The sequence below is a fragment of the Kitasatospora sp. GAS1066B genome (assembly GCF_041262605.1).
Classification (GTDB): domain Bacteria; phylum Actinomycetota; class Actinomycetes; order Streptomycetales; family Streptomycetaceae; genus Kitasatospora.
The window spans coordinates 33,807-60,634 of the sequence record NZ_JBGCCO010000039.1 but is presented as its reverse complement, the minus strand read 5'-3'; the positions used below and the strand labels follow the sequence as shown (position 1 = coordinate 60,634).

The window sequence follows — 26,828 nt, the reverse complement described above, 5'->3', positions numbered from 1 at the left end:
CTTCGGCCGTGCTCGGGCATGCCGAGGTCCCCCGCTGATCGATCAGCTGACGCGGAGACGTTCCAAGAACTCCGGGACGCCCTCGACCTGCTGGTAGCGCCTGAAGGCCGGTGCGAGTTCGCGGACCAAGGTCACACACCGCTCGGCACCGATGCGGGTGGCGAGATCAAGGGATTCGTTGGTGACGGCGAGGGCACGCTCGACCTCGCCGGACTGAAGATGGCTCCGTGCCTCGTAGGTCAGGAAGATCCCGCGCGTCTTGTCCCGGGAGCGGGGCAGCAGCGACATGCCCTCGGTGATCCGGGCCTTGGCGAGGTCAGATCGGCCAAGGTCGAGCATGCACTGGCCGGAGTCGACGGTGAGGTCTGCGGGGCTCATCCACACACACCAGCTGGGGGCGGGGTCGGCGGCTGTGGTCGACAGCTCGGTCTCGGCGGCGGACAGGTCGCGGTAGCAGTCCGAGCGCTCGCCAAGCGCGGCATGAGCCCTGGCCCTGCGCAGGAGGAGCAGGGAGCGGGCCGTAGGGTGCTCGGTGCGGGAGAGCGCGTTGCCGAGGAGGTCCACGGAGATGTTCGGCCGGCCGAGCCAGTTGGACTGGTAGGCGAAGTCGGACAGGACGCCGGCTCCGAAATCGCGGTCGCCGGCAGCGTGTGCGCTGTGCAGGGACGCCGACCACAGGCGGCCTGCGGCTGAGTGGTGACCCTGGTCGAAGCGATGCCAGCCGCAGGTGGTCGCCAGGGATGCGGCGAGAAGGTGCAGTCGCTTGCCGGTGCGCTCACTGTAGCGGCCGTCGGCAATCAGGTTGGTGACCGTGGCGAGGTGAGCATCCATCAGTTTCGCGGTGTGCTGGCGTTGCTCGGTCGGAAGCGTCGTCAGTCGCGTACTGGTGGACTCCAGCCAGTCGACCAGCTCGCCATCGACGCTCCTACCGCCCAAGGCGGTGGTGAGGTGGTCCGGTTCGACCAGCGCCCACTGGGCTGCGAGGCCAGCCAGCGAGATGGCGCTGAAGGTCATGAAGTTACGACGGTCCATCGCGGTTCTCTGGGCCTCTCGAAGTGTTTGAACGGTATACGCGGAACCCAGCGGCAACGGGACATCGTGCCCGGGCAGCCAGTCCGGCCAGCCGAACATCTCGACGTCCTCGACCGGGACGTCCAGGGCATCGGCGAGCAGCAGTTCAGACTCCGAGCTCGGCCCAGCCTGGTAGTTCTCCCACTTCCAGACTCGCTGTCGATCGATCCCCGAGCGGAGCCCACGCTTGGCGGCGGCCTGGCGGCACAGCCGCGCCAGGTCTTCCAACGTCAGCTCGCGCTGGACACGCACGTATGTGAGGGGGTGCCGGATCGGATCGTCCACGGGCCAATCCCATCATCCACAGTGACCGGCAGCTTACTGCGCGCGAGAGCGGGACTACACCGGGACGACAGGCAACGCCTGTCCGACTACGAGCAGTTGGGCTGTACTCATCATGCGTCGACAAGTTCCCGCACGAAGCGGAAGGAGTCCGCTCATGAAACGGCGAGCTGCGGTCACCGGCCTCGGCCCACGTTACCTATTGACGGAGGGTTCCATGGCACACACCATCCGCTACCACCGCCGCATCGCGTCTCGGCCGCGAACAGTTGTCGTCCAGCCCGACGGCTTCTGCAACCTGGCCTGCCGGTACTGCTACCTCCCGGACAAGGAGCGGCGGTCGCCCATGCCGCTCGCCGTCGCCGAGGCGGTAGCCCGCTCGGTCTCCGAGTTCGCCGACCCGTCGTCGCCGCTGGAGATCGTCTGGCACGCCGGGGAGCCGATGGCCCTCGGGGTCCGCCGCTTCGTCGAACTGGTCGAGCCGTTCGAGGAGCTGAGGCGGACCGGAGCGCTGCACCATTACGTGCAGACGAACGCCACGCTGGTCACGGACGCCTGGTGCGACTTCTTCGCCGACCGGGAGTTCCGGATCGGGGTGAGCGTCGACGGCCCCGCCGCGCTCAACTGCGATCGGGTCGATCGCACCGGGAAGCCCGCGTTCAGCCGGAGCATACGGGGTATCCGTCGCCTGCGTGACGCCGGCATCGGCTTCTCGGTGATCGCGGTCGTCACCGCGGACGGCATCAGCCGGCCGGAGGAGCTGCTGGACTTCTTCGCCGAACTCGGCTGCCACACGGTCGGCTTCAACATCGAGGAGTCCGAGGGTGCCAGCACCACCAGGCAGACCCCCGTGCTCGAAGAAGCCGTCGAATTCTGGCGCCGGACCATCACCTGGACCCGCGCGCACCCAGAGCTGAGGGTCCGGGAAGTGGACCGGCTGGGCGGCTACCTGCGTGCGCTCCGGGCCGGGAACGGTTGGCGGGACGTGCTGATCGACCCGATACCCGCTGTCTCCTCCGCCGGGGAGGTGGTCCTCCTCTCCCCCGAGCTGGCGGGCGTCACCGCCCCCGGGTACCAGGACTTCCGCGCCGGAAACGTCCTGGAGCGGTCCATCGGCGCCATGCTGACGGACGCGCACCGGCTGCGCTACGTGGACGAGTTCCTGACCGGCCTCGACAACTGCGAGGCCACCTGCGAGTTCTTCGGATTCTGCCGGGGCGCGCAGGCCGGCAATCGCTTCTTCGAGAACGGCTGCTTCGACAGCACCGAAACGAACCACTGCCGCGTGTCGAAGCAGGCCCTTCTCATCGCTCTGTCCGATACCGTCCGCAAGGAGCAAGCCGCATGACCCTCCTCGAACTACTGGAAACCGCCCAGGCCAGCGTGATCACCGATCTCGTGGGCGTCCTGGAGGTCGAGCCCGCGGTGGGCAAGTTCGACAACCGGCCCACGTGGGACAACACGTCGTCGTCGTTCGACAACCGGCCGACCTGGGACAACTGGAACAAGAGCAGCAAGTAGACCTGTCGCAGGCCCGTGGATGAATTGGCGGGCCGGGCCCGCTTTCGAGAGCGAGACACCATGGACAGCCGCACCTTCGGCCGCGTCAGCGTCACCCTGCCCAACCTCGCCGACGGCTACCTCACCAACGTCACCACGCTGGAGAGCGGACGAGGCTCCGTCCAGGAGTTCCGGTACGCCGACGCCGACCTCCGCGACCTCGACCTCGCCCGGGCCCGCCTCATCACCGGCCGCGTCACCCACCTTCACGCGACCCGCGTGCGTCTGGATGACGTCCGGGTCGACTCGGTGGAGTTCGACAGCTGCGACTTCGGCTCTGCCGACTGGAGCGACAGCAAACTGTCCCGCGTCGTCTTCCGCGACTGCAAGATCATGGGCGCCAACCTCACCAGGGTGAACCTCGACAGCGTCCTCTTCGAGAACTGCAAGCTCGACTACGCCACCTTCGAGCAGGTCCGTGCCGCCGGCCCTGTCGCCTTCTCGAAGACCGCCCTCACCGAGGCGTCGTTCAACGGCTGCGACCTCGCCAAGGTCGTCTTCGACGACTGCACGCTGCGACTGACGGAGTTCGGCCGCGGCACCTACAAGGAGACGGACCTGCGCGGCAACGAGCTGACCACCGTGCGCGGGGTCGCCAACCTGGCAAAGGTCATCATCAACCACTCCCAGCAGGCCGATCTCGCCCAGGCCCTCACCGCGGAGCTGGAGGTCATCTACGACGAAGACCTGGACAACGGACGGAGTAACTGGTGAGCCTGAGGATCGCCCTCGGCTTCGATGCCCTCCGCGAACGCTGCCAGGTCGCCGACGTCCGGACGGCGCACGGGGATCCTGAGTACGAGGACGGCGCGGTCCTGCCATTGGGTCCCTGGCGCCCCGTCACCCTCGGGACAGGAGCACACGTCACATCGACGGAGGAGACCCCGGACTCTGTCCTGGTGGAGCTGGTCGAGAAGATCGACCGTGCCCAGCTTGACCGCCTGGACGTCACCCAGCTCGGCACCACCGAAAGCCCCGCGAAGGCTCTCACCACCACTCCCAACTACCGCGACGGCCGGCGCATCGGACTGCACCTCGACAACTGGGACAAGCTCACCTACGCCGCCAAGCACACCGGCCGGCGACGGTTGTGCATCAACCTCGGTCCCGGCAGCCGGTACCTCCTGCTCGGCGACACCGACATTCAGGCGATCTGCCGCGCGGTCCACCAGGACTACGCGACTCGGTACCCGCACACGGACGACCTTCGCGCCTACGTCGCCGCCGGACGCCCCCTGCGGTGCCTGCGCATCCGGCTCGAGCCCGGTGAGGGTTACGTCGCGCCTACCGAGTACCTGCCACACGACGGATCGACCGACGGCCAGCAGCACTCCACCGCGGCGTTCTGGCTGGGCCGCTGGCCGCGTGGCACGTTCGGGCGACCATTGCTCCACCGGTAGCCCCGCACTCGCCGAAGTCCCCCGCTGCCGGGCACCGGCACGCCGCCATCAGCGCTGCGGGCCGGCCCCCGTGGAGCCCCGGACCACCAGTTCGGGCTGGAACATGAACTCGCCGCGCTGGGCCGGCTCGCCGCCGACCTCCTCCAGGAGTGCGTCCACCGCCGCCGTGGCCATCGCCTCGACGGGCTGGCGGATGGTGGTGAGCGGGGGGTCGGTGAAGGCCATCAGGGGTGAGTCGTCGAAGCCGACCACCGAGACGTCACCGGGCACGCTCAGCCCGCGCTGGCGCACCGCGCGGATCGCGCCGAGGGCCATCAGGTCGCTGCCGCAGACGATCGCGGTGCAGCCCCGGTCCAGCAGCGCGCCGGCGGCCGCGTGGCCGCCCTCGACGGTGAACAGGGTGTGGTGCACCAGTTCGTCGGCCTGCTCGGCGGTGTAGCCGAGGACCGAGCGCAGCGCGGCGGTGAAGCCCTCGATCTTGCGGAGCACCGGCACGTACCGGCGCTGACCGACCGCCAGGCCGATCCGCTGGTGGCCGAGTTCGGTCAGGTGCTGGACGGCCATCGCCATCGCGGCCCGGTCGTCGGGCGAGATGAACGGCGCGGTGATCTTCTCGCTGTAGCCGTTGATCAGCACGAACGGCACCTGGCGGCCGGTCAGCTTGGCGTACCGGTCGTGGTCGGCGGTGGAGTCGGCGTGCAGGCCGGAGACGAAGACGATGCCCGCCACGCCCCGCTCGACCAGCAGCTCGACCAGTTCGTCCTCGGTGGACCCGCCCGGGGTCTGGGTGCAGAGCACCGGCGTGTAGCCGTGCCGGCTCAGCACCTGCTCGATCACCTGGGCCAGCGCGGGGAAGATCGGGTTGCCGAGCTCCGGCGTGATCAGCCCGATCAGCCCGGCGCTGCGCTGGCGCAGCCGGGTGGGCCGCTCGTAGCCGAGCACGTCGAGCGCGGCCAGCACGGTCTGCCGGGTGGCGGCGGAGACGCCCGCCTTGCCGTTGAGGACGCGGCTGACGGTGGCCTCGCTGACCCCCGCCTGCGCCGCGATGTCCGAGAGTCGCGCCGTAGTCACGATCCCAGAGCCTATTGCAACCATGTCAGACCGCCCACCAGCTGGTGCTGTCCGGCGCCAGCAGTCCCGGCTCGACGCCCTCGCCGGAGCTGAGCAGCAGTCGGCCGGCGGTCGGGTACGCCACCGGCTGCCGGGTGGTGTTGGCCAGGCAGACGAACGAGCCGCGGCGGAAGGCGAGCACGCCCGGGGCGGACGGCAGCCACTCCACCTCGCGGCCGGCGCCGAGTTCGGGGCGCTCGCGGCGCACGGCCAGCGCGCTGCGGTAGAGCTCCAGGGTGGAGGTCGGGTCGCCGGTCTGCGCCTCGACGCTCAACTCGGCCCACTCGGCGGGCTGCGGCAGCCAGCTGGGGCCGCCGGTGGTCGGGCCGAAACCGTAGGGGGCGGTGCTGCCGGACCACGGGAGCGGGACCCGGCAGCCGTCGCGGAAGCCGTCCTGGCCGTCGGCGCGGAAGAACGAGGGGTCCTGGCGGACCTCGTCGGGCAGGTCGGTGACGTCCGGCAGGCCGAGCTCCTCGCCCTGGTACAGGTAGGCGGAGCCGGGCAGCGCGAGCATCAGCAGGGTGGCGGCGCGGGCCCGGCGCAGGCCGAGTTCGCGGTCGCCGCGCTCGCGCAGCTGGGTGCCGCCGGGCGGGTTGGCGAAGCGGGTGGCGTGCCGGGTGACGTCGTGGTTGGAGAGCACCCAGGTGGCGGGGGCGTCGACCGGGCGCATCGCGGCGAGCGAGGAGTCGATCACGGCGCGCAGCTCGGCGGCGTCCCAGGCGGTGCCCAGGTACTGGAAGTTGAAGGCCTGGTGCAGCTCGTCGGGTCGCACGTAGTTGGCGGTGCGCTCGACGGTGGGGGTCCAGGCCTCGGCGACCGCGATCCGCTCGCCGGGGTACTCGTCGAGGATCTTGCGCCAGGCGCGGTAGATCTCGTGCACGCCGTCCTGGTCGAAGAACGGCATCACGTCGTTGCCGAGCAGCTTGAGCTGGTCGTGGGTGCCGAGGTCGGGCAGGCCGGGGGCCTTCACCAGGCCGTGCGCGACGTCGACCCGGAAGCCGTCGACGCCCATGTCCAGCCAGAAGCGCAGGATCGAGCGGAACTCGTCGGCGACGGCGGGGCTGTCCCAGTTGAAGTCGGGCTGCTCGGGGGCGAACAGGTGCAGGTACCAGTCGCCCGGGGTGCCGTCGGGGTCGGCGGTGCGGGTCCAGGCCGGGCCGCCGAAGATGGACTCCCAGTCGTTGGGCGGCAGTTCGCCGGTCTCGCCCTTTCCGGGGCGGAAGTGGTAGCGCTCGCGCAGCGCGGAGCCGGGGCCCTCGCGCAGCGCGCGCTGGAACCACTCGTGCTGGTCGGAGGAGTGGTTGGGGACCAGGTCCACGATGATCCGCAGGCCCAGCGCGTGGGCGTCGCGGATCAGGCCGTCGGCGTCCAGCAGGCTGCCGAACATCGGGTCCACCGCGCGGTAGTCGGCCACGTCGTAGCCGGCGTCGGCCTGCGGGGAGGCGTAGAACGGGGAGAGCCAGACCGCGTCCACGCCCAGCTCGCGCAGGTAGGGCAGCCGGCTGCGGACGCCGGGCAGGTCACCCATGCCGTCGCCGTTGGCGTCCGCGAAACTGCGCGGATACACCTGGTAGATGACCGCGTCCCGCCACCAGCCTCTGGGCTCGCCGGCAGGGGTGGCGGCGGAGGCGGTCAGCCGGGTGGTGTCGGCCAGGTTCTGGGTCATCAGGCGGATCCCTCGAGGACTAGGTGGCGTGCCGACAACTCGCGCGAAGGGGCGCTCAGTGCACGCGTAACAGGCAGAATACTGATATGAGTTGAGTGTCCGTCAGGACTTCGCGGCACCTGCGGTCAGGCCGGCGACCAGGTGCCGCTGGACCAGGTAGAAGAAGGCCGAGGCGGGGATCGCGATCAGCACCGCGGTGGCGGCCATCAGGTTCCACTGGCTGTCGTGCTGGCTGACGAAGGTGGTCAGGCCGACCGCCAGGGTGTACTTGTCGGAGCTGAGCATGAAGGTGGAGGCGAACGGCACCTCGGCCCAGCAGGTCAGGAAGGTGTAGAAGGCGGCCACCGCCAGGCCCGGGCGGGCCAGCGGCAGGATCAGCCGCCAGAAGGTGCCGAACGGGCTGAGCCCGTCCACCCGCCCGGCCTCGTCGATCTCCACCGGGATGGTGTCGAAGTAGCCCTTCAGCAGCCAGGCGCAGTACGGCACGACGGTGCCGGCGTAGACCAGGATCAGGCCGCCGTAGCTGTCCAGCAGGTTGAGGCCGGCCAGGATGTAGTACATCGGCACGATCAGCACGGCGATCGGGAACATCTGGGTCACCAGCAGCGACCACATCAGGGGGCGCAGCCCGGGGAAGCGCATCCGGGAGACCGCGTAGCCGGTGCTGGCGGCGATCATCACGCCCAGCACGCAGGTGCCACCGGCCACCAGCAGCGAGTTGCCGAACCAGGTGAGGAAGTCGGTGTGGTTCAGGACCTCGGAGAAGTTGGCGAAGCTCGCCTTGTGCAGGATGCCGCCGGGCTTGAGGTAGTCGGTCTCGTCCGGGCCGAGCGCGATGTACGCCAGCCAGAGCACCGGGAAGACGGCGACGAAGGCGGCCAGCACCAGCACGCCGTGGGTGAGCACGGAGGCGGTGCGGCTGCGCTCGCCGCGCCGGCGGACCCGGGTGGTGCCGGTCGTCCGGGCGGGCTCCGGGCGGGCGGCCGGTGCGGCGGTGGCGAGGTCGGTGGTGCTGGTCATCTGGGTCCTTCCGTTCCTGCGGTCCTGCGCGGGCTGCGTGGTCGCGTGGTCTCGTGGCGGAGTTGCTGACCGGCCGTCAGATCGCGGTCTGGTCGTTGCGCTTGAGCCAGCGCTGGTAGAAGCCCGTGAAGACGATCAGGATGGAGAGCAGGATGATCCCGTAGCTGGCCGACTGGGCGTAGTCGCGCGGCTGCTGGCCGAAGCCCAGCTGATAGGCCCAGGTCACCAGGATCTGCACGTCGGGGGCGTTCATGCCGAACAGCAGGTAGATGATGGCGAACTGGTTGAAGGTCCAGATCACGCCGAGCAGCACCACGGTGCTGGAGACCGAGCGCAGCCCGGGCAGGGTGACGTGGCGGAACTGCTGCCAGGCGCTGGCCCCGTCCATCTCGGCGGCCTCGTAGAGCTCGCTGGGGATCGACTGCAGGCCGCCGAGCAGCGAGAGCATCATGAACGGCACGCCGCACCAGGTGTTGACCAGGATGGCGGCGGTCTTCTGCGCCAGCGGGTCCTCCAGCCAACTGGGCTGCGGCAGGTGCAGCGAGCCGAGAGCCGCGTTGACCAGGCCGCCGTCGGCGAGCATCAGCCGCCAGGAGAAGACGGTGACGAAGGTGGGCACCGCCCACGGCACGACCAGCAGCATCCGGTACGCGGTGCGGCCGCGCAGCTTCTGGTTGAGCAGCAGCGCCAGGCCGAGGCCGGTGCCGACGGTCAGCGTCACGCAGAGCACGGTCCACTCGATGGTCCACACGAAGTGCGACCAGAAGCGGTCGTAGGAGCCGGGGCCGAAGAGGATGTCGGAGTAGTTGCGCAGCCCGACGAAGTTGAAGCTGTCGGGGATGTGGTTGACCCCGACCGTGTGGCCGACGTTGAGGCTGTTGGCGTCGGTGAGGGTCAGGTAGACGCCCCGGCCCAGCGGATAGGCCACCAGGACGCCCAGCACGATGACCACCGGTGCCACCATCACGTAGGCGTACCAGTACTTGCTGTACGAGAGCTTCAGGCGCTGCGCCAGGGCTGCCATGGGGGTGACACCTTCTTGGGAGGGACGACGTGCCGGAGGGCGGGGCGGTCGGACATGGCACCGGCCGCTCGGCCCGCCCCCGGGGCGGGCCGAGCGGCGTGCGGACTACTGCTTGGCGAAGTCCGGCAGGATCTTCGCGTAGTCCTGGGCGGTGGCGTCCAGGCCGGCCTGCACACCCTTCTGGCCGGTGGCGACCTGGGCGAGGTTGGTGCCCAGCGAGGTGAAGAGCGAGGCGTACTCGGGCAGCGCCGGGCGCGGCTGGGCCACGTTGAGGATCTGCTGGAAGCCGGCGATGCCCGGGTCGGACTTCACCCCGGCGGTGAAGGCGTCGGAGCGGGTCGGCAGGGTGGAGTTCTTCTCCGCGATGAACGACTCGCTGTCGGCCGAGGTCATGAAGGCGGCGAACTTCTCGGCGGCGGCCTGGTGGGCGGCGTCCGAGCCGGCGTAGACCGCGATGTTGTGGCCGCCGGTGGGGGCGCCCGCCTTGCCGGCCGAACCGGCCGGGACGGCGGCGATGCCCAGGTTGGTGTGGTCGGTGAAGGCCGAGCCCTTGTAGATGTTGGTGATCTCCCAGGGGCCATTGATGATCGCCGCGACCTTGCCGCTGTTGAAGGCGTCCATCATGTGGGCGTAGCCGTCGGAGGTGATGTCGGCCTTGACCGTGCCGGGCGCGGTGAACAGCGACTGGTAGGTGTTGATCGCCTTGACGGCCTCGGGCGAGTTGACGGTGATCTTCTTGTTGGCGGCGTCCACCATGTCGGTGCCCTCGCCGAAGAGCAGCGGCATCGCGTAGTAGCCGTCGCCGGCGCGCATCTCGAAGCCGTCGACGCCGGTCTTGGCCTTGATCGTGGCCGCGTCAGCCTTCAAGTCGTCCCAGCTGGTCGGCGCGGTGGTGATGCCCGCCTGGGTGAAGAGCGCCTTGTTGTAGAGCAGGCCCAGGGTGTCGGTGACCAGCGGGACGCCGTAGGTCTTGCCCTGGTACTGCGCCTGCTTGATCAGGCTGGGCTGGAAGACCGAGGCGTCGGGCAGCGCGGGGGTGCCGTCCAGCGGAGTCAGGTAGCCCCCCTTGGCGAAGGCGGCGGTCCAGCCGACGTCGGAGCGGAAGACGTCCGGGGCGCCCTTGCTGCTCATCGCCGTCTGCAGCTTGTTCTGGGCCTGGTCGAACGGCACGTTGACGAAGTTGACCTTGATGGCCGGGTTGGCGGCCTCGAACTTCTGCACCACGGCCTGGTAGTTCGGCGCCTCGTTGGTGGCGTTGGAGGTGTCCCAGTAGGTGATGGTCACCGGGCCGGAAGCCGTGCTGGAGGAGCCGGAGCCGCTGCTGCCGCAGGCCGCGAGAGAGACCGCGAGGGCTGCAACGAGGGCGGAGGCCGCGATGCCACGCCGCATGAGAACTCCTTGGGGGGAAGGGTGGTGGGGGTGGGTGGCCCGGGCGCGGGGACGGGAGCGCATACTTGCCCCCTGGCACCAACCGCACTGGCTGCCGGCGCCGGGCTTGTGAGCAGGAACGTAACAGCGCTGCAAGGCCGTTTGAAAGTTCTTGCAGCAAGTTTCTGCAAGAGGCGGGCGATCGTTACATTCGCGTGTCCAGAGAGTTGCCTCCACGCGTCTTGACCAGCCCGGCTGGTTCTTGACAGCGCAGCGCCCCTGCCATGGGATTGGTCCGGGCCGCCCCCACCCCACGGGCGGTTCCGCCCTGGCCGGTGCAGTCCAGGGTGTCAGTCGCTCAGGAGGCGCAGATGGCGTATTACCGCACCGTTGGCACGGTGCCGCCCAAGAGGCACACCCAGCACCGCGACGAGGCCGGCGGCCTCTACTACGAGGAGCTGATGGGCGAGGAGGGCTTCTTCTCCGACTCCTCGCTGCTCTACCACCGCGCCATCCCCTCCGCCCTGGTGGACAGTCGGATCTGGGCCCTGCCGGACGGCAAGCCGGAGCCGAACCACCCCTTGAAGCCCTTCCACTTCAAGCTGCACGACCTGTTCCCGGGCGAGGAGTGGCGCCAGACGGACGCGGTACGCGGCCGCCGGCTCGTGCTGGCCAACGCCGACGTGCGGATCGCCTACGTCGCCTGCGGTCAGCCCTCGCCCCTCTACCGCAATGCCATAGGCGACGAGTGCGTCTACGTGGAGTCCGGCAGCGGCACGGTGGAGACGGTCTTCGGCAGCCTGGAGGTGGGCCAGGGCGACTACGTGATCCTCCCCCGCGCCACCACCCACCGCTGGCTGCCGAGCGGCGAGCAGCCGCTGCGCCTCTACGCGATCGAGGCGAACAGCCACATCACCCCGGCCAAGCGCTACCTCTCCAAGTACGGCCAGTTGCTGGAGCACGCGCCGTTCTGCGAGCGCGACCTGCGCGGGCCGGTCGGGCCGCTGGTGGTCGGCGAGGACGAGCGCGCCGAGGACACCGAGATCTACGTCAAGCACCGCGGCAACGGCTCCAGCGGCGTCGCCGGCACCGTCTTCGTCACCCCCAGCCACCCCTTCGACGTGGTGGGCTGGGACGGCTGCCTCTACCCGTACGCCTTCAACATCAGCGACTACGAGCCGATCACCGGCCGGATCCACCAGCCGCCGCCGGCCCACCAGGTCTTCGAGGGCAACAACTTCGTGATCTGCAACTTCGTACCGCGCAAGGTGGACTACCACCCGCTGTCGATCCCGGTGCCGTACTACCACTCCAACGTGGACAGCGACGAGGTCATGTTCTACTGCGGCGGGAACTACGAGGCCCGCAAGGGCTCGGGCATCGGCCAGGGGTCGATCTCGCTGCACCCGGGCGGGCACACCCACGGCCCGCAGCCGGGCGCCTACGAGCGCTCGATCGGAGCCGAGTTCTTCGACGAACTCGCGGTGATGGTGGACACCTTCCGCCCGCTGGAGGTCGCCGAGGGCGGCCGGGCGAGCGATGACGGCAAGTACGCGTGGAGCTGGAGCGGGCGCGGCCCGCAGGACGGTGGCAAGCAGCAGTGACGGCTCAGCAGGCCCTTCAGAGCTGGATCCCGGTGCCGGAGGGCTCCCCCTTCCCGGTGCAGAACCTGCCCTATGGCGTGTTCACCCCGCGCGGCTCCGCCCAGCCCCGGGTGGGCGTGGCGATCGGCGAGTTCGTGCTGGACCTCTCGGCGGTCTGGGCGGGCACACCGCTCGGCGGTGACCTGGCCACCGGCTCGCTCAACCGCTTCCTGCGCCGCGGCCCCGCCGAGTGGGCGTACGTGCGCGAGCGGGTCACCAACCTGCTGACGGACGACGGCGAGCGACGACTGGTGGAGGCCAACCTCCACCGGATCGACGAGGTCAAGCTCCACCTTCCGGTGGAGGTGGCGGACTACGTGGACTTCTACGCTTCGGAGCAGCACGCCACCAACCTGGGCCACATCTTCCGGCCCGGCGGCGAGGCGCTGCTGCCGAACTGGAAGCACCTGCCGGTCGGTTACCACGGGCGCGCGGGCACCGTGGTGGCCTCCGGCACCGAGATCCGCCGCCCGAGCGGGCAGCGCAAGGGACCGAACGACCCGGCACCGGTCTTCGGCTCCTCGGTGAAGCTGGACATCGAGGCCGAGCTGGGCTTCGTGGTCGGCGCCGGCTCGACGCTGGGCGAGCCGGTGGGCGTCGACGACTTCGCGCAGCACGTCTTCGGCGCGGTGCTGCTCAACGACTGGAGTGCCCGCGACATCCAGGCCTGGGAGTACGTGCCGCTCGGCCCGTTCCTCGGCAAGTCCTTCGCCACTTCGATCTCCCCCTGGGTGGTCCCGCTCGCCGCGCTGGAAGCGGCCCGGGTGGCCACCCCGGTTCAGCAGCCGCAGCCGCTGCCCTACCTGGTGGAGAAGGAGCCCTGGGGGCTGGACCTCGAGCTGGAGGTGCGGCTGAACGGCGCCGTCATCTCGCGCCCGCCGTACGCCGGGATGTACTGGTCGCCGGCCCAGATGCTCGCGCACACCACGGTCAACGGCGCCTCGCTGCGCACCGGTGACCTGTACGGCTCGGGGACGATCTCCGGCGCGGCGGCCGACCAGCGCGGCTCGCTGATCGAGCTGACCTGGAACGGGCGCGACCCGATCACCCTGCCGGACGGCTCCACCAGGACCTTCCTCCAGGACGGCGACACCGTGACGATGACCGCCTCGGCGCCCGGCGCGGACGGCGTGCGGATCGGGTTCGGCGAGGTGACCGGCACGATCACGGGCTGACGGACCGACAGCGGAGCGGCCGGCCACCCCGATCAGGGGGGCCGACCGCTCCGCTCTGTCCTCATCGAAGGTCCGCACAGGATGAGGCGGCTCACCCGAACAGGTGAAGCGTGAGGTCAATCTGAGGATGCGTCACATCACCGGACGGTCGGACGGGCATAGGTCTGTCGGCACCCAGCCGTCAGTACACACCCCGTCAGCACACTATCGATCCGGTGGAGTAGCCATGCCCGCCCCCCGTCGTCGCGCCCTGGCCGTCTGCGCCGCCCTCGCGGCGGTCCTCGGCAACACCGTCCCCGCTCTCGCCGCCACCGCCCCCGCGCTGCTGCACGCGCCGATCGTGGCCACCTCCCCGCACCTGGTCGGACCGCACGGCACCCCCATCACCCAGGGCACCAGCACCAACTGGGCCGGTTACGCCGCCACCGGCGCCAAGTTCACCAGCGTCAGCGCCAGTTGGGTCGAGCCGACCGGCCTGTGCACCAACGACGACACCTGGTCCAGCTTCTGGGTCGGCCTGGACGGCGACGGCAGCGACTCGGTCGAGCAGACCGGCAGCGAGGTCGACTGCTCCGGCGGCTCGCCGCAGTACTACTCCTGGTACGAGATGTACCCGGCCTACCCGGTCATGTTCACCAACGAGGTGCGGCCCGGCGACCACTTCGCCGCCTCCGTGACCGAGACCGGCGCCGGCTCCTTCACCCTGAAGCTCGCCGACACCACCCAGGGCTGGAGCCACAGCATCAAGCGGACCCTGCCGGGCGCCGCACTGGCTTCGGCCGAGATCATCGCCGAGGCCCCCTCGGACGCCAACGGGCCGCTGCCGCTGACCGACTTCCAGCAGGTCGACTTCACCGGGGCCACCGCCAACGGCAGGCCGATCGGCGGCTTCTCCCCGGAGAACGTCACCATGGCCGCCCACGACGGGACGGTGCTGGCCAGCACCTCGCCGCTGACCGACGGCAACGCCTTCTCGGTGAACTGGCACCACAGCTGACCGCACGCCTAGGGCCGCCGGTCGTGACCGGCGGCCCTAGGCATGTCGACTCCGGCGTCCCGGTCCTCAGACCAGGGCCGGCTGGTTGATCAGGTGCTCGACCAGGGCGAGCAGCACGTCCCGCCCGAACGCACGCGTCCGCACGTCGCCGACCAGCAGCGGCACCTGCGGGTCCAGGTCGAGCGCGACGCGGATCTCGGCGGCCGTACGGGTGTTGACGCCGTCGAAGCAGTTGATCGCCACCACGAAGGGGATCCGCCGGCTCTCGAAGAAGTCGATCGACGCGAAGCTGCTCTCCAGCCGCCGGGTGTCGGCGATCACCACCCCGCCCAGCGCGCCGTTCACCAGGTCGTTCCACATGAACCAGAAGCGCTCCTGGCCCGGGGTGCCGAAGAGGTAGACCACCAGCTCGGGGCCGATGGTGATCCGGCCGAAGTCGAGCGCGACGGTGGTGGTGTCCTTCGTGTCCACCCCGTCCAGGGAGTCGACGCCGACGCTGGCCCGGGTCAGGTACTCCTCGGTGCGCAGCGGGGTGACCTCGCTGACCGAGCCGACCAGGGTGGTCTTGCCCACCCCGAAGCCGCCCGCGATCAGGATCTTGACAGCGGCCGGGGCCGCCTGACTGTCTGTCATCTCAGAGTCTCCGCAGTCCCTCGCGTACGGCGTTCAGCAGGCCGAGGTCGACGCCGCCACCGGCCCTGGCCACCGCGATCGGGGCCCGGGCGGCCAGCAGGCCCAGAGCGATCAGGTCGCCGAGCAGGATCTTGGTGACCGAGACCGGCAGGTCCAGGTCGGCCGCCAGCTCCGCGACCGCCGCGGGCTGCCGGGCGCACCGGGCCAGGATCACCCGGTGCTCGGGCTGCAGCCGGCGGCCCGGCTGCTCGGCGGCCCCCGACACCAGCGTCAGCACGGTGATCAGGGTCAGGTCGTCGCGCTCGGGCGCGGTGCGGCCGCGGGTGATGGTGTACGGGCGGACCATCGACTGCGCGCCGTCGTCCCCGACCGTCTCCTCCAGCTCCTCCCAGTTCGGGCTCAACCGACGCTCCGGATCGGCGTGCTGAGCTTCTGCCCGACCTGCTGGACCAGCGTGTGCATGGCCAGCGACATCACCTCGGCGTCCACCTCCTGGGAGGCGATCACGGCCAGGTGGGTGCCCTGGCCGGCGGCGGTGATGAAGAGCCACAACTCGGCCAGTTCGACGATCACCTGGTGCACCGCACCACCGTCGAAGAGCGTGCCGACACCACGGGCCAGGCTCTGCTGGCCGGTCGCCACCGCCGCCAGCCGCTCGGCGTCCGCCCGCTCGATGCCACGCGACTTGCTGACCACCAGGCCGTCGTCGGAGAGCAGCACGGCGTGTCTGGTCCCGGCCACCGAGTCCACCAACCCGTCCAACAGCCAGTCCAGGTCCTGATGGGTGGCGATGGTGCGCGTCATGACGGGTCCTTACCGGGAGGGATGGGGGTCGACTCGGTGGTCTCGTCACCGAGGCGGGCGGCCCGGGAGCGGCGCTGGAAGGCGCCGATCGCGGCACTGGAGCGGGCCGGGGCGGGTGCTGGTGCTTCTGTGGGGTCACCCGGGGTGTGGCCGCGCTCCGGCGAGGTGGCCGGGGTGCGCAGTTCGGCGGCCAGGCTGGCCTGGCGGACCCGCTGCGGGAGCGGGGACTGCACGTTCTCGGCGGTCCGTTCGTGGTCGCCGGCGGGTACCGCCCAGGACGGGCGGGCGACGGGGACGAGGACGGGGACGGGGACGGGGACGGGGGCCGGCTCGATGGCCGGGGTCGCGGCCGGCGGCACCGGCTCGACTGGCACCGGCTCGACCGGCGCCGGCAGTTCGGCGGGCAGGGTGCGCCCGCGCACCCTGGCGGGCAGCGGCGGGACCTCCACCGGCACCGGCTCCAGCACGGCGCCGTCGGTGACCAGCTCGCCCGGGATCAGCACCACCGCACGGGTGCCGCCGAAGGCCGAGGCGCGGAACTCCACCCGCAACCCCAGGGTGTCGGCCAGCCGGGCGACCACGTAGAGGCCGAGCCGGATGTCGTCGGCCTGCGCCAGCACGTCCATCCGCGGCGGGCGGCGCATCAGGTCGTTGGCGGCGTCCAACTGCTCGGGCTCCATGCCCAGCCCGCGGTCCTCGACCTCCACCGCCAGGCCCCGCCCGACCATCGCGGCGCGCACCTCGACCGGCGTGGGCGGCTTGGAGAAGGCCGCGGCGTTCTCCATCAGCTCCGCCAGCACGTGCACCACCGGACCGACCGCGCGCTCGGAGAGCCACGGGGCGCCCTCGATGTCGATCAGGATCCGCCGGTAGTCCTGCACCTCGCCCTGGGCGGCGCGCAGCACGTCGAGCAGCGAGACCGGCTTGCGCCAGCGGCGCTGCGGCTGGCCGCCGGCCAGGATGACCAGGTTCTCCTCGTAGCGGCGCAGGCGCGCGGTGAGGTGGTCGAGGTCGAAGAGGCCCTCCAGCACCTCGGGGTCCTCGTGCTTGCGCTCCATCTCGTTCAGCGTCTTCAGCTGAAGGCCGATCAGCAGCTGGGTGCGGCGGGCGATGCGCTGCAGCAGGCGTTCGAAGCCGCGGTGCTGCTCGGCCTGGGCGACGGCTGCGGTGACGGCGCTGTGCCGGGCCAGGTTGAGCGCCTGGCCGAGCCGGCTGAGCTCGTCGCCGCGAGCCGGGTCGGCGCTGATCGCCACGCCCTCCTGCGCCGCTGTCGCCGCCTCGCCGCGGCCGAGCCGTTCGACCAGCTCGGGCAGGGTCCGTTCGAGCTCGCCGGCCTGGCCCTGGAGGTCGACGATCCGCCGGCGCAGCGAGCGGGCCAGCCGCCAGGAGGTGATGATCACGGCGATCACCGCGAAGAGGCCGATGACGCTGGTCAGCACCAGTCGCAGCAGCAGCGTCCGGACGGCGCTGTTGCCGGCGGCGACCACCGCGTCGGTGCGGGTCTGCAGCAGCGATACCAGCTGCGGGGTGGTGAGTTCGATGGCCTGGCGCCACTGGTCCTGCACCGGCGGCAGCGGGACGGCGGCGTCGGCGCCGACCGGGGTGGGCTTCAGCAGTTGCTGCTCGATGTCGAGCTTGGTCTGCCAGGGCGAGCCGGTGGTCAACCGCTGGGCCGCGGCCGCCTCCTGGCTGGGCAGGTACGGCAGGATCTTGACGGTGTAGAGGAACGACTGGGCGCCGATCGACTGCTGCACCGCCTGGAAGTCCGGCGTCGACAGCTTGCCGCTGGGCCAGCCGCGGGCCAGGATCGCGTCCTCGCGCGAGACCATCTCCTTGGCCCAGAACTCGTCGACCAGGGTCCGTGAGAGGTAGCCGACCTCGCCGTTGTCCACGTGGCTGAGCGCGCTGAACAGCTTGAGGTCGACGGTGATCAGGTTGGTGTAGTAGACGAAAACGCTCTGCTGGTCGACGCTGCCCTGGTCCACCGCGGCCCGCCGTTGCGGCAGCTGGTCCAGCGCGGTGCGGGCGGTGTTGATGGCGTCCTTCACCTCGGTGGAGGCGTGCGACTGGGAGACCCTGGAGAGCTTCTGGAAGGTGCGCACCGCGTCGTCGGTGGCCAGCCGCTGGGTGGTCAACTGGTCGGTGACGCTGCCCGGCTGGGCCAGTTGCTCGGCGGAGAGCCGGCGCTCCTCCTGCAGGTTGTAGTACACGATGTTGGAGGGCTGGCCCGCGCGCTGGGACAGTCGCCCCTGGGCGGCCTGCCGCTGGAAGTCGGACAGGGTCTGTCCGGTGGTGACGGCCCAGAGCGCGGCGAGCGCGACGCTGGGGACGATCGCCAGGACCAGCAGCGCGGTCCGCAGGGTGAGACGCGAGCGCCTGGTTCTTGACGTCTTTCGCAGCCTGTCGGCTCTACGCGCGCGCAGGGCAGTCTCCTCGAGAGGGGCGGTGCTCTGTGGCGACACGCCGTCTTTGGTACGACCTTTGACGGGGTGATACTAGTCATACAGTGTGACTGTCGGGGAAACCCCAGGCGAAACGGAGTACCGTCGCCGAACGAAACTCCTGACCAGGGCGCAGCTCGGTGGACGGGTACCCGGGGTGGTGCGGCGAGTCCGGGTGGTGCTGGGTCTCCAACGCGACCCCGGCGTAGGGCCCGTAGGCGGCCCCAGTGGGCCCGCTGACCGCGCCGTGGAAGGTGTTCGCCGTGAACACCTGGATGCCCGGCTGGGTGGTCAGCACTTCCAGGCTGCGCCCGGAGACCGGGTCCTCCAGCAGCGCCGCCCGCACCGGCGGCCCGTCCTGCGGGCGCGGGCGCAGCACCCAGTTGTGGTCGTAACCGCCCGGGCCGACCAGCTGCGGGTGCTTCTCGTGGATCGCCTTGCCGATCGGGCGCGCGGTGCGGAAGTCGAACGGGGTGTCGGCCACCGGCTCGAACGGGCCGTACGGGATCTGCCGCTCGTCGACCGGGGTGTACTCGTCGGCGTCCAGCGTGAGCAGTTGGTCGAGCACGTCGCCGCTGCCCTCGCCGGCGAGGTTGACGTAGAAGTGGTTGGTCAGGTTGAGGACGGTGGGGCGGGTGGTGACGGCCCGGTACTCGATGGCCAGTTCGCCGGTGGCGGAGAGCAGGTAGCTCACCCAGACGTCCAGCGCGCCGGGGAAGCCCTGGTCCCCGTCGGGGCTGTGCAGGTGCAGCCGAACGCCGGCCCGGTCGTCCTCGGTGACCGGCTCGGCGGCCCAGACCCGGTCGGCGAAGCCGTCCGGACCACCGTGCAGGGTGACCCCGCCACCGGTGGGGGCCAACCGGAACTCCTGCCCGTCCAGGGTGATCCGGCTGTCCGCGATCCGGTTCGCGTACCGCCCGACGGTGGCACCGAAGTGCCGGGCCGGGCCGAGGATCTGGCTCAACTCCTCGCTGCCGAGCAGCACCTGGCCCACGGCGCCGGTGCGGTCCGGGATCCGCACGCCGTGCAGGGTGGCGCCCAGGGTGAGCACCGCCACCTCCACCGGCCCGGCCCGCAGGGTCCAGCGCTCGATCGCGACCCCGGCCCCACTGTGCTCCAACGGGGCGTGCGAGACCGTCACCGGGTGCTCGGAGTTGGGCGCCATCTGCTGCTCCTTTGAATTCGCCGTGCCGACGACGGGCTTACGGGGCTTACTCAGCGTCAGCCTAGGGGGTGTCAGGGCTCTTGTTCGTCAGGCCGAGCGCGGCGGCCAGGCCCGCCTGGGTGCTGCCGGTCTTGCGGTGCACCGCGGCCAACCGGCGGTCGACCAGACCCGGCGGCATCTTCAGGCGCTCGGCGATCTCCGCCGGCGACAGGCCCTCCACGGTGAGCTGGGCGACCCGCCACTCGACCTGGCTCAGCGCGTCCCGACCGGTGCTGCGCAGTCGGCTCGGGCGCAGGCCCGAGGCCCTGAGCTCCTCGCGGGCCCGGGCCATCAGGCCGTCCGCGTTGCACTCCACCGCCAACTCCATGCCCTGGTGCAGCTGCTCAGTGGCCTCGGCGAGCCGGCCCGACTTGCGCAGCGCGGCGCCCAACTCGACCAGCGCGCAGGCCTGCTCGTAGCCGACCGGGGAGCGGCCGAGTTCGCGCACCGCCTCGGCGAGCAGGTCGACGGCGTTCTGGCCCTCGGCCACCGCGGCCTTCATCCGCAGGGCGGTCCCGATCGCCGAGGCGACGCCGGAGGAGCGGGCCCTGGCCAGCCCCTCGTCGGCCAACCGACGGGCCCGCTCCGGGTCCTCGGGCAGCACCGCGAGCGCCAGGTTGCCGAGCCAGGGCGCCCAGATGGTGTTGTGCCAGCCGCGTTCGACCAGCCGCTCGCCGACCTCGGTGAACACCTCGGCGGCCGCCGGCCGCTCCTGCTGGGCCAGCAGCAGCTTGCCGTAGAGGGTGGCGGCGTCCGGCAGCACCATCGCGGTGGGGTGGTACGGCGGGGCGAAGGAGAACTCGGCGGCCAGCTTCCAGGCGTCGTCGGTCCGGCCGCGCGCCAGCAGGGTGTCGGCCAGCACGCCGACCGCGTCCCACTGCAGCGGCAGGCCGGGGCCCAACTGGCGGGCGATCCGCAGCGCCTGGCGCAGGAAGTTCTCGGCCTCCGCCAGCGCGCCGCGGCGGAACCGGACCAGGCCCATCAGGAAGTAGGCGAAGCCGAGATGGCCGCCGCCCCAGCCCGCCACCTCGAAGGTCCTGATCGCCTCCTCGAAGAGCTTCTCGGCGCGGTCCAGCCGGTCGGTGTAGACGTAGGTGAGGCCGATGATCCCGGGCAGCTCCAGGCCCCACATGGTGCCGGTCCACTCCAGCCCGGCGGGCAGCCGGCCGTCCGGCAGCAGCGCGGAGTCCACCAGCGCCAGCACCTCGGCACAGTCGCCGCCCTGCAGCGTCAGGTCCCAGGCGCGCAACGCCCGGGCGGCCCGCGCCGAGAGGTCGTCGCCGGGCAGCTCCGCACAGAGCGCGGCGAGGCGGGCCGACCGCTCGGGGCCGTCGACCTCCTCGCGCTGGAAGGCCGCCCAGATGAAGTGGGCCACCTGCAGCCTGGTCCGCCCCGAGCCCGGCGCGGTCCGCTCGGCCTCGGCCAGGGTGACCTCGGCGGCCTCCACCAGCCGGCCGCTGTGCGCGAGCACCTCGGAGAGCCGGAAGGTCGCGTCCACCCGCAGGTCGCTGCGGAGCGGCGGGGTGGTGTCGAGCGCGAGGCGGAGCTGGTTGACCGTGCTGACCGGGTCGGTGAGCAGCGTCGCGCAGCCCAGCTCGTAGATCACCTCGGGCCGGTCCTCGTCCTCCGGCGGCTCGGCCAGCGCGCGGTCCAGGCAGCGCACGGCCGCGTCCGGGGCGCCGACCGCCAGGTGCTCGCGGGAGGCCTGGCGCAACTTGACCACCACCTCGGGATCGCCCTCCGGGTGGGTCTCCAGCAGATGCCGGGATGACTCCACCAGCGGGCGCCCGGCGTTCTCCAGCTCCTGGGCGGCCTTGCCGTGCATCGCGGTGCGCATGCCCAGCCGGATCGACTTGTAGAGCGAGGTGGCGAGCAGCGGGTGGACGAACTCCAGCGGGCCGTCGGCCGGACCGTTGAGCACCTGGTGGCGGCGCAGCTCGGCGATCGCGTCGGCGGCGCCCGACGGGGCCATGCCGGCGATCCTGGTCGCCACCGGGATCGCGATCTGGGTGCCGAGCATCGCGGCGGCCTGGGCGAAGTTGAAGGTGTTGACGCTGAGTTTGGTCAGCCAGTAGTCGCGGTCCATGCCCTGGGCCTCGGCGGCCAGGTCGTGCAACAGCGGCACGTTCTCGTGCACCGGCTCGATGCCGCTCTCGCGGATCTTCGCCAGCAGCGCGTTGACCAGGAACGGGTTGCCGTCGGTGACCGCCCAGACCTGACGGCAGAAGGAGTCCTCCGCGGTGTCCGGGAATGCCTCGTGGACCAGCTTCTTGACCGGCTCCGGTTGCAGGCCCTGGAACTCCAGGTGCCGGTGCGCGTTGCCGGCCACCAGGGCGCGGAAGGACTGGGCCTGTTCGGGCATCTCGCTGGAGCGCCAGGCGATGGCCAGCAGCACCGGCAGTTCGGGGCAGCGCTGGGCGAAGGCCTCCAGCCAGCTGAGCGACTCGTGGTCGGCCCACTGCAGGTCGTCCACCAGCATCACCAGCGGTGCCCGGCGGATGGCCAGTTGGGTCACCACGTAGTCGATACCCGTGCGCACGCTCTGCGGGTCGGCCGCCTCGCCGCCGGGCAACAGCAGGGCGAGCGCCGGGCCGGCGATCTCGCGCCACGGCCCGAGCACCTCCTGCTGCTCCTCCGGGCGCAGCCGCAGCAGCTCGGGCAGCAGCAACTGGCGCAGCAGGTAGAAGGGTTCGTTGACCCGCTGCTCACCGGCCCGGCCGCTGAGCACGGCCAGGCCCTGGTTCCTGGCCAGCGCCCTGACCTGCTGGAGCATGGTGGTCTTGCCGAGCCCGGCCTTGCCGCTGTAGAGCAGCAGCGAGCCCAGATTGACACCGCCGGCCGCGAAGTCCCGGCGCAGCGTGTCGATCGCCGCCCTGGCCGCGCTCAGCGCGATCTCGCGCTCGTAGAGTCGCGGCACCGACGACGCCTCGCCCGGTCCGCGCTCGCTCTCCCGTTCGGTCACCGTCGGTCCCCTCCACGTCGCCGCTGCGTGATCCTCAGGGTGAGGCTATCGCCGGGACGGCCCGCGCGCCGACGCTTCGCGCAGGTAGCGCTACTGGCCATGGTTCAAGGGCAGGTGCCGTGGGCAATTGCTGCGACAGTCACGCCACCTGATGGTGTGATCAGATACCCTGCGGGCCGCAGAAACCAGGGATCATGCTAACCCGTGGCACCACCCGTACGACCGGCCCTCACCTCCCGGGAGTCCGATGTCCGACGCGACGACCCTTGACGTCCCCTACCCCCACCGCCGAAACCCGCATATCGCCAACGCCGAGACCCAACACCGGCGCTGGCTGCTCGAGCACCGGATGCTCGGCAGTGCCCTGACCCCCGACTCCTACGCCCGCTGGGACGTTCCCGCGCTCGCCGCGCTGAGCTACCCGGACTGCACCGCGGAGGAGTTGGCGCTGGCCACCGACCTGATGGGCTTCTACTTCCTCTTCGACGACCAATTCGACGGCCCGCTCGGCCGCCGACCAGGCGACGTCGCGCTGTTGTGCGACCGCCTCACCGGCGTGCTGCACGGCACGCCCGCCCCCGCCGACACCCCGTGCGCCATGGCCTTCGAGGACCTCTGGCAGCGGATCAGCCGCGGCATGTCACCACGCTGGCGGGCCCGGGCCACCTACAACTGGGAGAGCTACTTCGCCAGCCATCCCGCCGAGGCGGCCGGCCGACGCAGCGGCGAACCGCCGGACCGGGAGACCTATCTGATCCTGCGTCGGGGCACCGCCGCGATGGAGTCGGTGCTGGACATGGTGGAGCGGCTCGGCCGGTTCGAGGTGGCCCCCGCCGCCTTCCACAGCCCGCTGCTCAAGCAGCTTCGCCAACTGGCCGCCGACATCCCCTCGCTGAGCAACGACATCCGCTCCTATCCGCAGGAGGCACCCCGCGGTGACGTGAACAACCTGGTGATGATCGTGCAGCGGGAGCGCGACTGCTCCCTGGAGGAGGCCGGCTCGGTGGTGCTCGCCGAGGCCCAGCTGATGGTCGACCGCTACGCCCGACTGGTGGACGAACTGCCGCGCACCTACCGGGAGCTGGAACTCGGACCGGACCAGAGCCGGACCGCGCAGCGCTACGCGGACGGCCTGACCGCCTGGCTCTCCGGCTACCTGAGCTGGGAGAGCGGCACCGGCCGCTACCAGCTGGAGTGACCGGTTCGGGACACACCGTAGCCGAGCGGCTGGAGCACGGCTAGGGTGCGCAGAGCACGTCATCTCTCGCTGCCGGCCACCCACTCTGCCGAGGAGAAACCGGACTTGACGATCTACCAGCCTCCGACCAGCTTCAAGTCCCGCTACGAGAACTGGATCGGAGGCGCCTGGGTGCCCCCGGTGCGCGGGCAGTACTTCGCGAACCCAACGCCGGTCACCGGCCAGGTCTTCTGCGAGGTGGCCCGCTCCACCGCCGCCGACATCGAGTTGGCGCTGGACGCGGCACACGCCGCCGCTCCCGCCTTCGGCCGCACCTCCCCGGCCGAACGCGCCCAGCTGCTGAACGCGATCGCCGACCGGATGGCGGCCAACCTCGAACTCCTGGCGATAGCCGAGAGTTGGGAGAACGGCAAGCCGGTCCGCGAGGCGCTGGCCGCGGACATCCCGCTGGCCATCGATCACCTGCGGTACTTCGCCGGCGCGATCCGGGCCCAGGAGGGCGGCCTGTCGCAGATCGACGAGGACACCGTCGCCTACCACTTCCACGAACCACTCGGCGTGGTCGGCCAGATCATCCCGTGGAACTTCCCGATCCTGATGGCGATCTGGAAGCTCGCCCCGGCCCTGGCGGCCGGCAACGCCGTGGTGCTCAAGCCGGCCGAGCAGACCCCGGCCTCGATCCTGGTGCTGATCGAGCTGATCGCCGACCTGCTGCCGGCCGGCGTGGTCAACGTGGTCAACGGCTTCGGCGTCGAGGCCGGCAAGCCGCTCGCCGCCAGCCCCCGGATCCGCAAGATCGCCTTCACCGGCGAGACCACCACCGGCCGGCTGATCATGCAGTACGCCAGCGCCAACCTGATCCCGGTCAGCCTGGAGCTCGGCGGCAAGAGCCCCAACCTGTTCTTCGCGGACGTGGCGGCCGAGCGGGACGCCTTCTACGACAAGGCACTCGAAGGCTTCACCATGTTCGCGCTGAACCAGGGTGAGGTCTGCACCTGTCCCAGCCGGGCGCTGATCCAGTCCTCGATCTACGACCGCTTCCTGGGCGACGGCCTGGAGCGGGTGCGGGCGATCAAGCAGGGCAACCCGCTGGACACCGAGACCATGGTCGGCGCGCAGGCCAGCAACGACCAGCTGGAGAAGATCCTCTCGTACGTCGAGATCGGCCAGGCCGAGGGCGCCAAGGTGCTGGCCGGCGGCGAACGGGTCGACCTGGGCGGCGAGTTGGCCGGCGGCTACTACATGGCGCCGACCGTCTTCGAGGGCGACAACGGGATGCGGATCTTCCAGGAGGAGATCTTCGGCCCGGTGGTCGCGGTGACCCGGTTCGACGGTTTCGAGGACGCCGTCGAGATCGCCAACGACACCCTCTACGGGCTCGGCGCGGGCGTCTGGAGCCGGGACGGCTCGACCGCCTACCGGGCCGGACGGGCGATCCAGGCGGGGCGGGTCTGGACCAACGCCTACCACCTCTACCCCGCCCATGCCGCGTTCGGCGGCTACAAGAACTCCGGCATCGGCCGGGAGAACCACCAGATGATGCTGGAGCACTACCAGCAGACCAAGAACCTGCTGGTCAGCTACTCGCCGCAGGCGCTGGGCTTCTTCTGATGCCCAGGGTCGCGGTGACCGAGGCGGCGGCCGAGCTGCTGCGCGAACTGGCCGCCGAGCACGGCCCGCTGATGTTCCATCAGTCGGGCGGCTGCTGCGACGGCTCGGCGCCGATGTGCTACCCGGCCGGCGAGTTCCGCACCTCGGCGAGCGATGTCCGGCTCGGCGAGCTGGCGGTCGAGGGACTCGCCGAGCCGGTCGCGGTCTGGATGGCGCGCGACCAGTTCGCCTACTGGTCGCACACCCACCTGACCATCGACGTGGTGCCCGGTCGGGGCAGCGGCTTCTCACTGGAATCCCCCACCGGGCAGCGGTTCCTGACCCGGTCACGGCTGCTCACCGACGCGGAGGTGGCCGAAGGGGAGCCGGACGAGGGGCCTGGTAAGAGAGGCCCTAGTCGGCGTCCAGGCAGGCCCGGAGCGCCGTGATCAGCCCCCGGGAGCGGATGTCGCCGGTCACTCCCGGCTGCATGCCGCAGGTGACGTAGCCGAAGCCGATCCCCAGCTCCGGATCGGCGAAGCCCAGCGAGCCACCGCGCCCGGGGTGCCCGAAGGCCGCCGGTGAGGACATCGGCGAGGTCGAGCTGTGCCGGAAGAAGCCGTGCCCGAACCGGGAGTTGACGATCAGCACCCGGTCCGGGCCGTCCGAGGCGGAACTGCCCGCCTCGGCCAGCGTCTGGGGTGTGAACAGGGCCGGCAGCGGCTGCCCGGAGCCGTCGGGCCGGTCGGCCGCGCCGATCAGCGCCGCGTAGAAGCGGGCCACCGAGCGGGCCGTGCCGATCCCGTTGGCCCCCGGGATCTCGGCGGCCTGCGCGGCCGGGTCGTTCAGGTCCAGCGCGGGGCGCACCACCCCGAAGGCGCGCGCGGTCAGCGAGGTCGGGTCCTGGTAGGCGTCGGTCACCGAGCGCTTGGGCCGCAGCCGCAGCCCGCCGCCCTGCGCGGCCACGACCGGAGCCGGCAGGTCGACCAGCCGGCCCACCCGGGGCCCGGCCGCGGCCGGCAGCCCGATCCACAGGTCGAGGCCGAGCGGCTGGGCGACCTCCTCGGCGAAGTAGCGGCCCACCGTGCGCCCGCTCACCCGGCGGACCACCTCGCCGACCAGCCAGCCGAAGGTGTACGGGTGGTAGCCGTGCGCGCTGCCCGGCTCCCAGGCCGGCACCTGGGCGGCGACCGCGGCCACCGCCGGCTCCCAGGCCAGCACGTCCGCCACCCGCAGCGGCACGTCCAGGGCCGGCAGCCCGGCGCGGTGCGAGAGCAGCCAGCGCACCGGTATCCGCTCCTTGCCCGCCGCCTTGAACTCCGGCCAGTACTCGGCCACCGGCGCGTCCAGGTCGAGCTGCCCGCGCTGGGCGAGCAGCAGCGCCGCGGCGGCCGTGCAGCCCTTGGTCACCGAGCGCAGCACCTGCGCGGTGTCCGCCGTCCAGGAGACCGCCGGCGCCGGACGCCCGCCGACCTCGGGCCGGGCGTCGCCGCCCCACAGGTCCACCACCTTGCGGCCGCGCAGGTAGATCGTGCAGGCCGCGCCCAGCTCGCCGTAGTCGCGGAAGTTCCGCGCGAACGCCTCCCGGACCGGCTCGTACCCCTCGGCCGTCTCGCCCCAGATCTCCACCACGGTGCCGCCTGCCTCGCCGTTCTCGCCGCTGTTCTCCCCCCGCACCTT

Annotated in this window: 23 protein-coding genes; 10 read left to right on the top strand and 13 right to left on the bottom strand. The window is 71.1% G+C overall.

Annotation, left to right across the window (positions count from 1 at the left end; all coding sequences use genetic code 11):
- Positions 1–42: 42 nt before the first annotated feature.
- A complete protein-coding gene (locus ABH937_RS32680) occupies positions 43–1,356 on the bottom strand; it encodes a helix-turn-helix transcriptional regulator (protein ID WP_370220287.1) in 1,314 nt (437 codons plus the stop codon).
- Between the two features lie 214 nt (positions 1,357–1,570).
- On the opposite strand from ABH937_RS32680, the gene amcB reads away from it, so the two are divergent.
- Genes amcB through ABH937_RS32660 form a run of 4 tightly spaced genes read left to right on the top strand, consistent with a single transcriptional unit; the run spans position 1,571 to position 4,313 of the window.
- Complete coding sequence (gene amcB / locus ABH937_RS32675) at positions 1,571–2,701, top strand: cyclophane-forming radical SAM peptide maturase AmcB (RefSeq protein ID WP_370220286.1); 1,131 nt, start codon at positions 1,571–1,573, stop codon at positions 2,699–2,701.
- Positions 2,698–2,874 carry a multiple cyclophane-containing RiPP AmcA gene (gene amcA, locus ABH937_RS32670; RefSeq protein WP_370220284.1) on the top strand — a complete coding sequence of 59 codons (177 nt, stop codon included), beginning with the start codon at positions 2,698–2,700 and terminating at the stop codon, positions 2,872–2,874. Before amcB ends, amcA begins: the two co-directional genes overlap by 4 nt.
- A 60-nt stretch (positions 2,875–2,934) precedes the next feature.
- Complete coding sequence (locus ABH937_RS32665; protein ID WP_370220283.1) at positions 2,935–3,627, top strand: pentapeptide repeat-containing protein; 693 nt, start codon at positions 2,935–2,937, stop codon at positions 3,625–3,627.
- On the top strand, positions 3,624–4,313 hold the full coding sequence (locus tag ABH937_RS32660) for a hypothetical protein (protein ID WP_280691921.1): 690 nt from the start codon (positions 3,624–3,626) through the stop codon (positions 4,311–4,313). Before ABH937_RS32665 ends, ABH937_RS32660 begins: the two co-directional genes overlap by 4 nt.
- A gap of 48 nt (positions 4,314–4,361) precedes the next feature.
- Here ABH937_RS32660 and ABH937_RS32655 read toward each other — a convergent pair whose 3' ends face one another.
- The 5 genes from ABH937_RS32655 to ABH937_RS32635 all read right to left on the bottom strand — a co-directional run bounded on the left by ABH937_RS32655 (position 4,362) and on the right by ABH937_RS32635 (position 10,522).
- A complete protein-coding gene (locus ABH937_RS32655) occupies positions 4,362–5,408 on the bottom strand; it encodes a LacI family DNA-binding transcriptional regulator (RefSeq protein ID WP_280691920.1) in 1,047 nt (348 codons plus the stop codon).
- Position 5,409: 1 nt separating this feature from the next.
- A complete protein-coding gene (locus ABH937_RS32650; RefSeq protein ID WP_280691919.1) occupies positions 5,410–7,089 on the bottom strand; it encodes a glycoside hydrolase family 13 protein in 1,680 nt (559 codons plus the stop codon).
- Positions 7,090–7,191: 102 nt separating this feature from the next.
- Positions 7,192–8,109 (bottom strand): sugar ABC transporter permease, encoded by a 918-nt coding sequence (locus ABH937_RS32645; RefSeq protein ID WP_370220282.1) that lies wholly within the window; start codon positions 8,107–8,109, stop codon positions 7,192–7,194.
- Between the two features lie 76 nt (positions 8,110–8,185).
- On the bottom strand, positions 8,186–9,133 hold the full coding sequence (locus ABH937_RS32640) for a sugar ABC transporter permease (RefSeq protein WP_280691917.1): 948 nt from the start codon (positions 9,131–9,133) through the stop codon (positions 8,186–8,188).
- 105 nt (positions 9,134–9,238) lie between these two features.
- Entirely contained in the window at positions 9,239–10,522 is a 1,284-nt protein-coding gene (locus ABH937_RS32635) for an extracellular solute-binding protein (protein ID WP_280691916.1), read from the bottom strand.
- Positions 10,523–10,872: 350 nt separating this feature from the next.
- Here ABH937_RS32635 and ABH937_RS32630 point away from each other — a divergent pair, with 350 nt between their 5' ends.
- The 3 genes from ABH937_RS32630 to ABH937_RS32620 all read left to right on the top strand — a co-directional run bounded on the left by ABH937_RS32630 (position 10,873) and on the right by ABH937_RS32620 (position 14,316).
- Positions 10,873–12,105 (top strand): homogentisate 1,2-dioxygenase, encoded by a 1,233-nt coding sequence (locus ABH937_RS32630; protein ID WP_280691915.1) that lies wholly within the window; start codon positions 10,873–10,875, stop codon positions 12,103–12,105.
- Complete coding sequence (fahA, locus tag ABH937_RS32625) at positions 12,102–13,319, top strand: fumarylacetoacetase (protein ID WP_370220281.1); 1,218 nt, start codon at positions 12,102–12,104, stop codon at positions 13,317–13,319. The genes ABH937_RS32630 and fahA overlap by 4 nt, the downstream gene beginning before the upstream one ends.
- Before the next feature lie 226 nt (positions 13,320–13,545).
- Positions 13,546–14,316: a G1 family glutamic endopeptidase gene (locus ABH937_RS32620; RefSeq protein ID WP_370220280.1), complete on the top strand. Its 771-nt coding sequence runs from the start codon at positions 13,546–13,548 to the stop codon at positions 14,314–14,316.
- Between the two features lie 66 nt (positions 14,317–14,382).
- On the opposite strand, the gene ABH937_RS32615 is transcribed toward ABH937_RS32620, so the two are convergent.
- The 6 genes from ABH937_RS32615 to ABH937_RS32590 form a co-directional block, all read right to left on the bottom strand.
- On the bottom strand, positions 14,383–14,949 hold the full coding sequence (locus tag ABH937_RS32615) for an ATP/GTP-binding protein (RefSeq protein WP_280691912.1): 567 nt from the start codon (positions 14,947–14,949) through the stop codon (positions 14,383–14,385).
- Between the two features lies 1 nt (position 14,950).
- Positions 14,951–15,295 carry a DUF742 domain-containing protein gene (locus ABH937_RS32610; RefSeq protein WP_280691952.1) on the bottom strand — a complete coding sequence of 115 codons (345 nt, stop codon included), beginning with the start codon at positions 15,293–15,295 and terminating at the stop codon, positions 14,951–14,953.
- A 53-nt stretch (positions 15,296–15,348) separates the two neighbouring features.
- Positions 15,349–15,753 carry a roadblock/LC7 domain-containing protein gene (locus ABH937_RS32605; RefSeq protein WP_280691911.1) on the bottom strand — a complete coding sequence of 135 codons (405 nt, stop codon included), beginning with the start codon at positions 15,751–15,753 and terminating at the stop codon, positions 15,349–15,351.
- Positions 15,750–18,215, bottom strand: a complete 2,466-nt coding sequence (locus ABH937_RS32600) for a nitrate- and nitrite sensing domain-containing protein (protein WP_370220279.1) — start codon at positions 18,213–18,215, stop codon at positions 15,750–15,752. The genes ABH937_RS32605 and ABH937_RS32600 overlap by 4 nt, the downstream gene beginning before the upstream one ends.
- Before the next feature lie 37 nt (positions 18,216–18,252).
- Complete coding sequence (locus ABH937_RS32595) at positions 18,253–19,359, bottom strand: aldose epimerase family protein (protein ID WP_370220278.1); 1,107 nt, start codon at positions 19,357–19,359, stop codon at positions 18,253–18,255.
- Positions 19,360–19,420: 61 nt separating this feature from the next.
- Positions 19,421–22,360 carry an AAA family ATPase gene (locus ABH937_RS32590; protein WP_370220277.1) on the bottom strand — a complete coding sequence of 980 codons (2,940 nt, stop codon included), beginning with the start codon at positions 22,358–22,360 and terminating at the stop codon, positions 19,421–19,423.
- Between the two features lie 247 nt (positions 22,361–22,607).
- On the opposite strand from ABH937_RS32590, the gene ABH937_RS32585 reads away from it, so the two are divergent.
- The 3 genes from ABH937_RS32585 to ABH937_RS32575 all read left to right on the top strand — a co-directional run bounded on the left by ABH937_RS32585 (position 22,608) and on the right by ABH937_RS32575 (position 25,597).
- Positions 22,608–23,558, top strand: coding sequence for a hypothetical protein (locus ABH937_RS32585; protein WP_370220276.1), 951 nt, complete (start codon positions 22,608–22,610; stop codon positions 23,556–23,558).
- Positions 23,559–23,663: 105 nt separating this feature from the next.
- On the top strand, positions 23,664–25,169 hold the full coding sequence (locus ABH937_RS32580; protein ID WP_370220275.1) for an aldehyde dehydrogenase family protein: 1,506 nt from the start codon (positions 23,664–23,666) through the stop codon (positions 25,167–25,169).
- The gene (locus ABH937_RS32575; protein WP_370220274.1) at positions 25,169–25,597 is read left to right on the top strand and encodes a DUF779 domain-containing protein; all 429 of its coding nucleotides are present in this window, start codon (positions 25,169–25,171) and stop codon (positions 25,595–25,597) included. The genes ABH937_RS32580 and ABH937_RS32575 overlap by 1 nt, the downstream gene beginning before the upstream one ends.
- Here ABH937_RS32575 and ABH937_RS32570 read toward each other — a convergent pair.
- Positions 25,563–26,825, bottom strand: a complete 1,263-nt coding sequence (locus ABH937_RS32570) for a serine hydrolase domain-containing protein (RefSeq protein ID WP_280691905.1) — start codon at positions 26,823–26,825, stop codon at positions 25,563–25,565. The two genes, ABH937_RS32575 and ABH937_RS32570, sit on opposite strands and share 35 nt — an antisense overlap.
- Positions 26,826–26,828 lie beyond the last annotated feature (3 nt).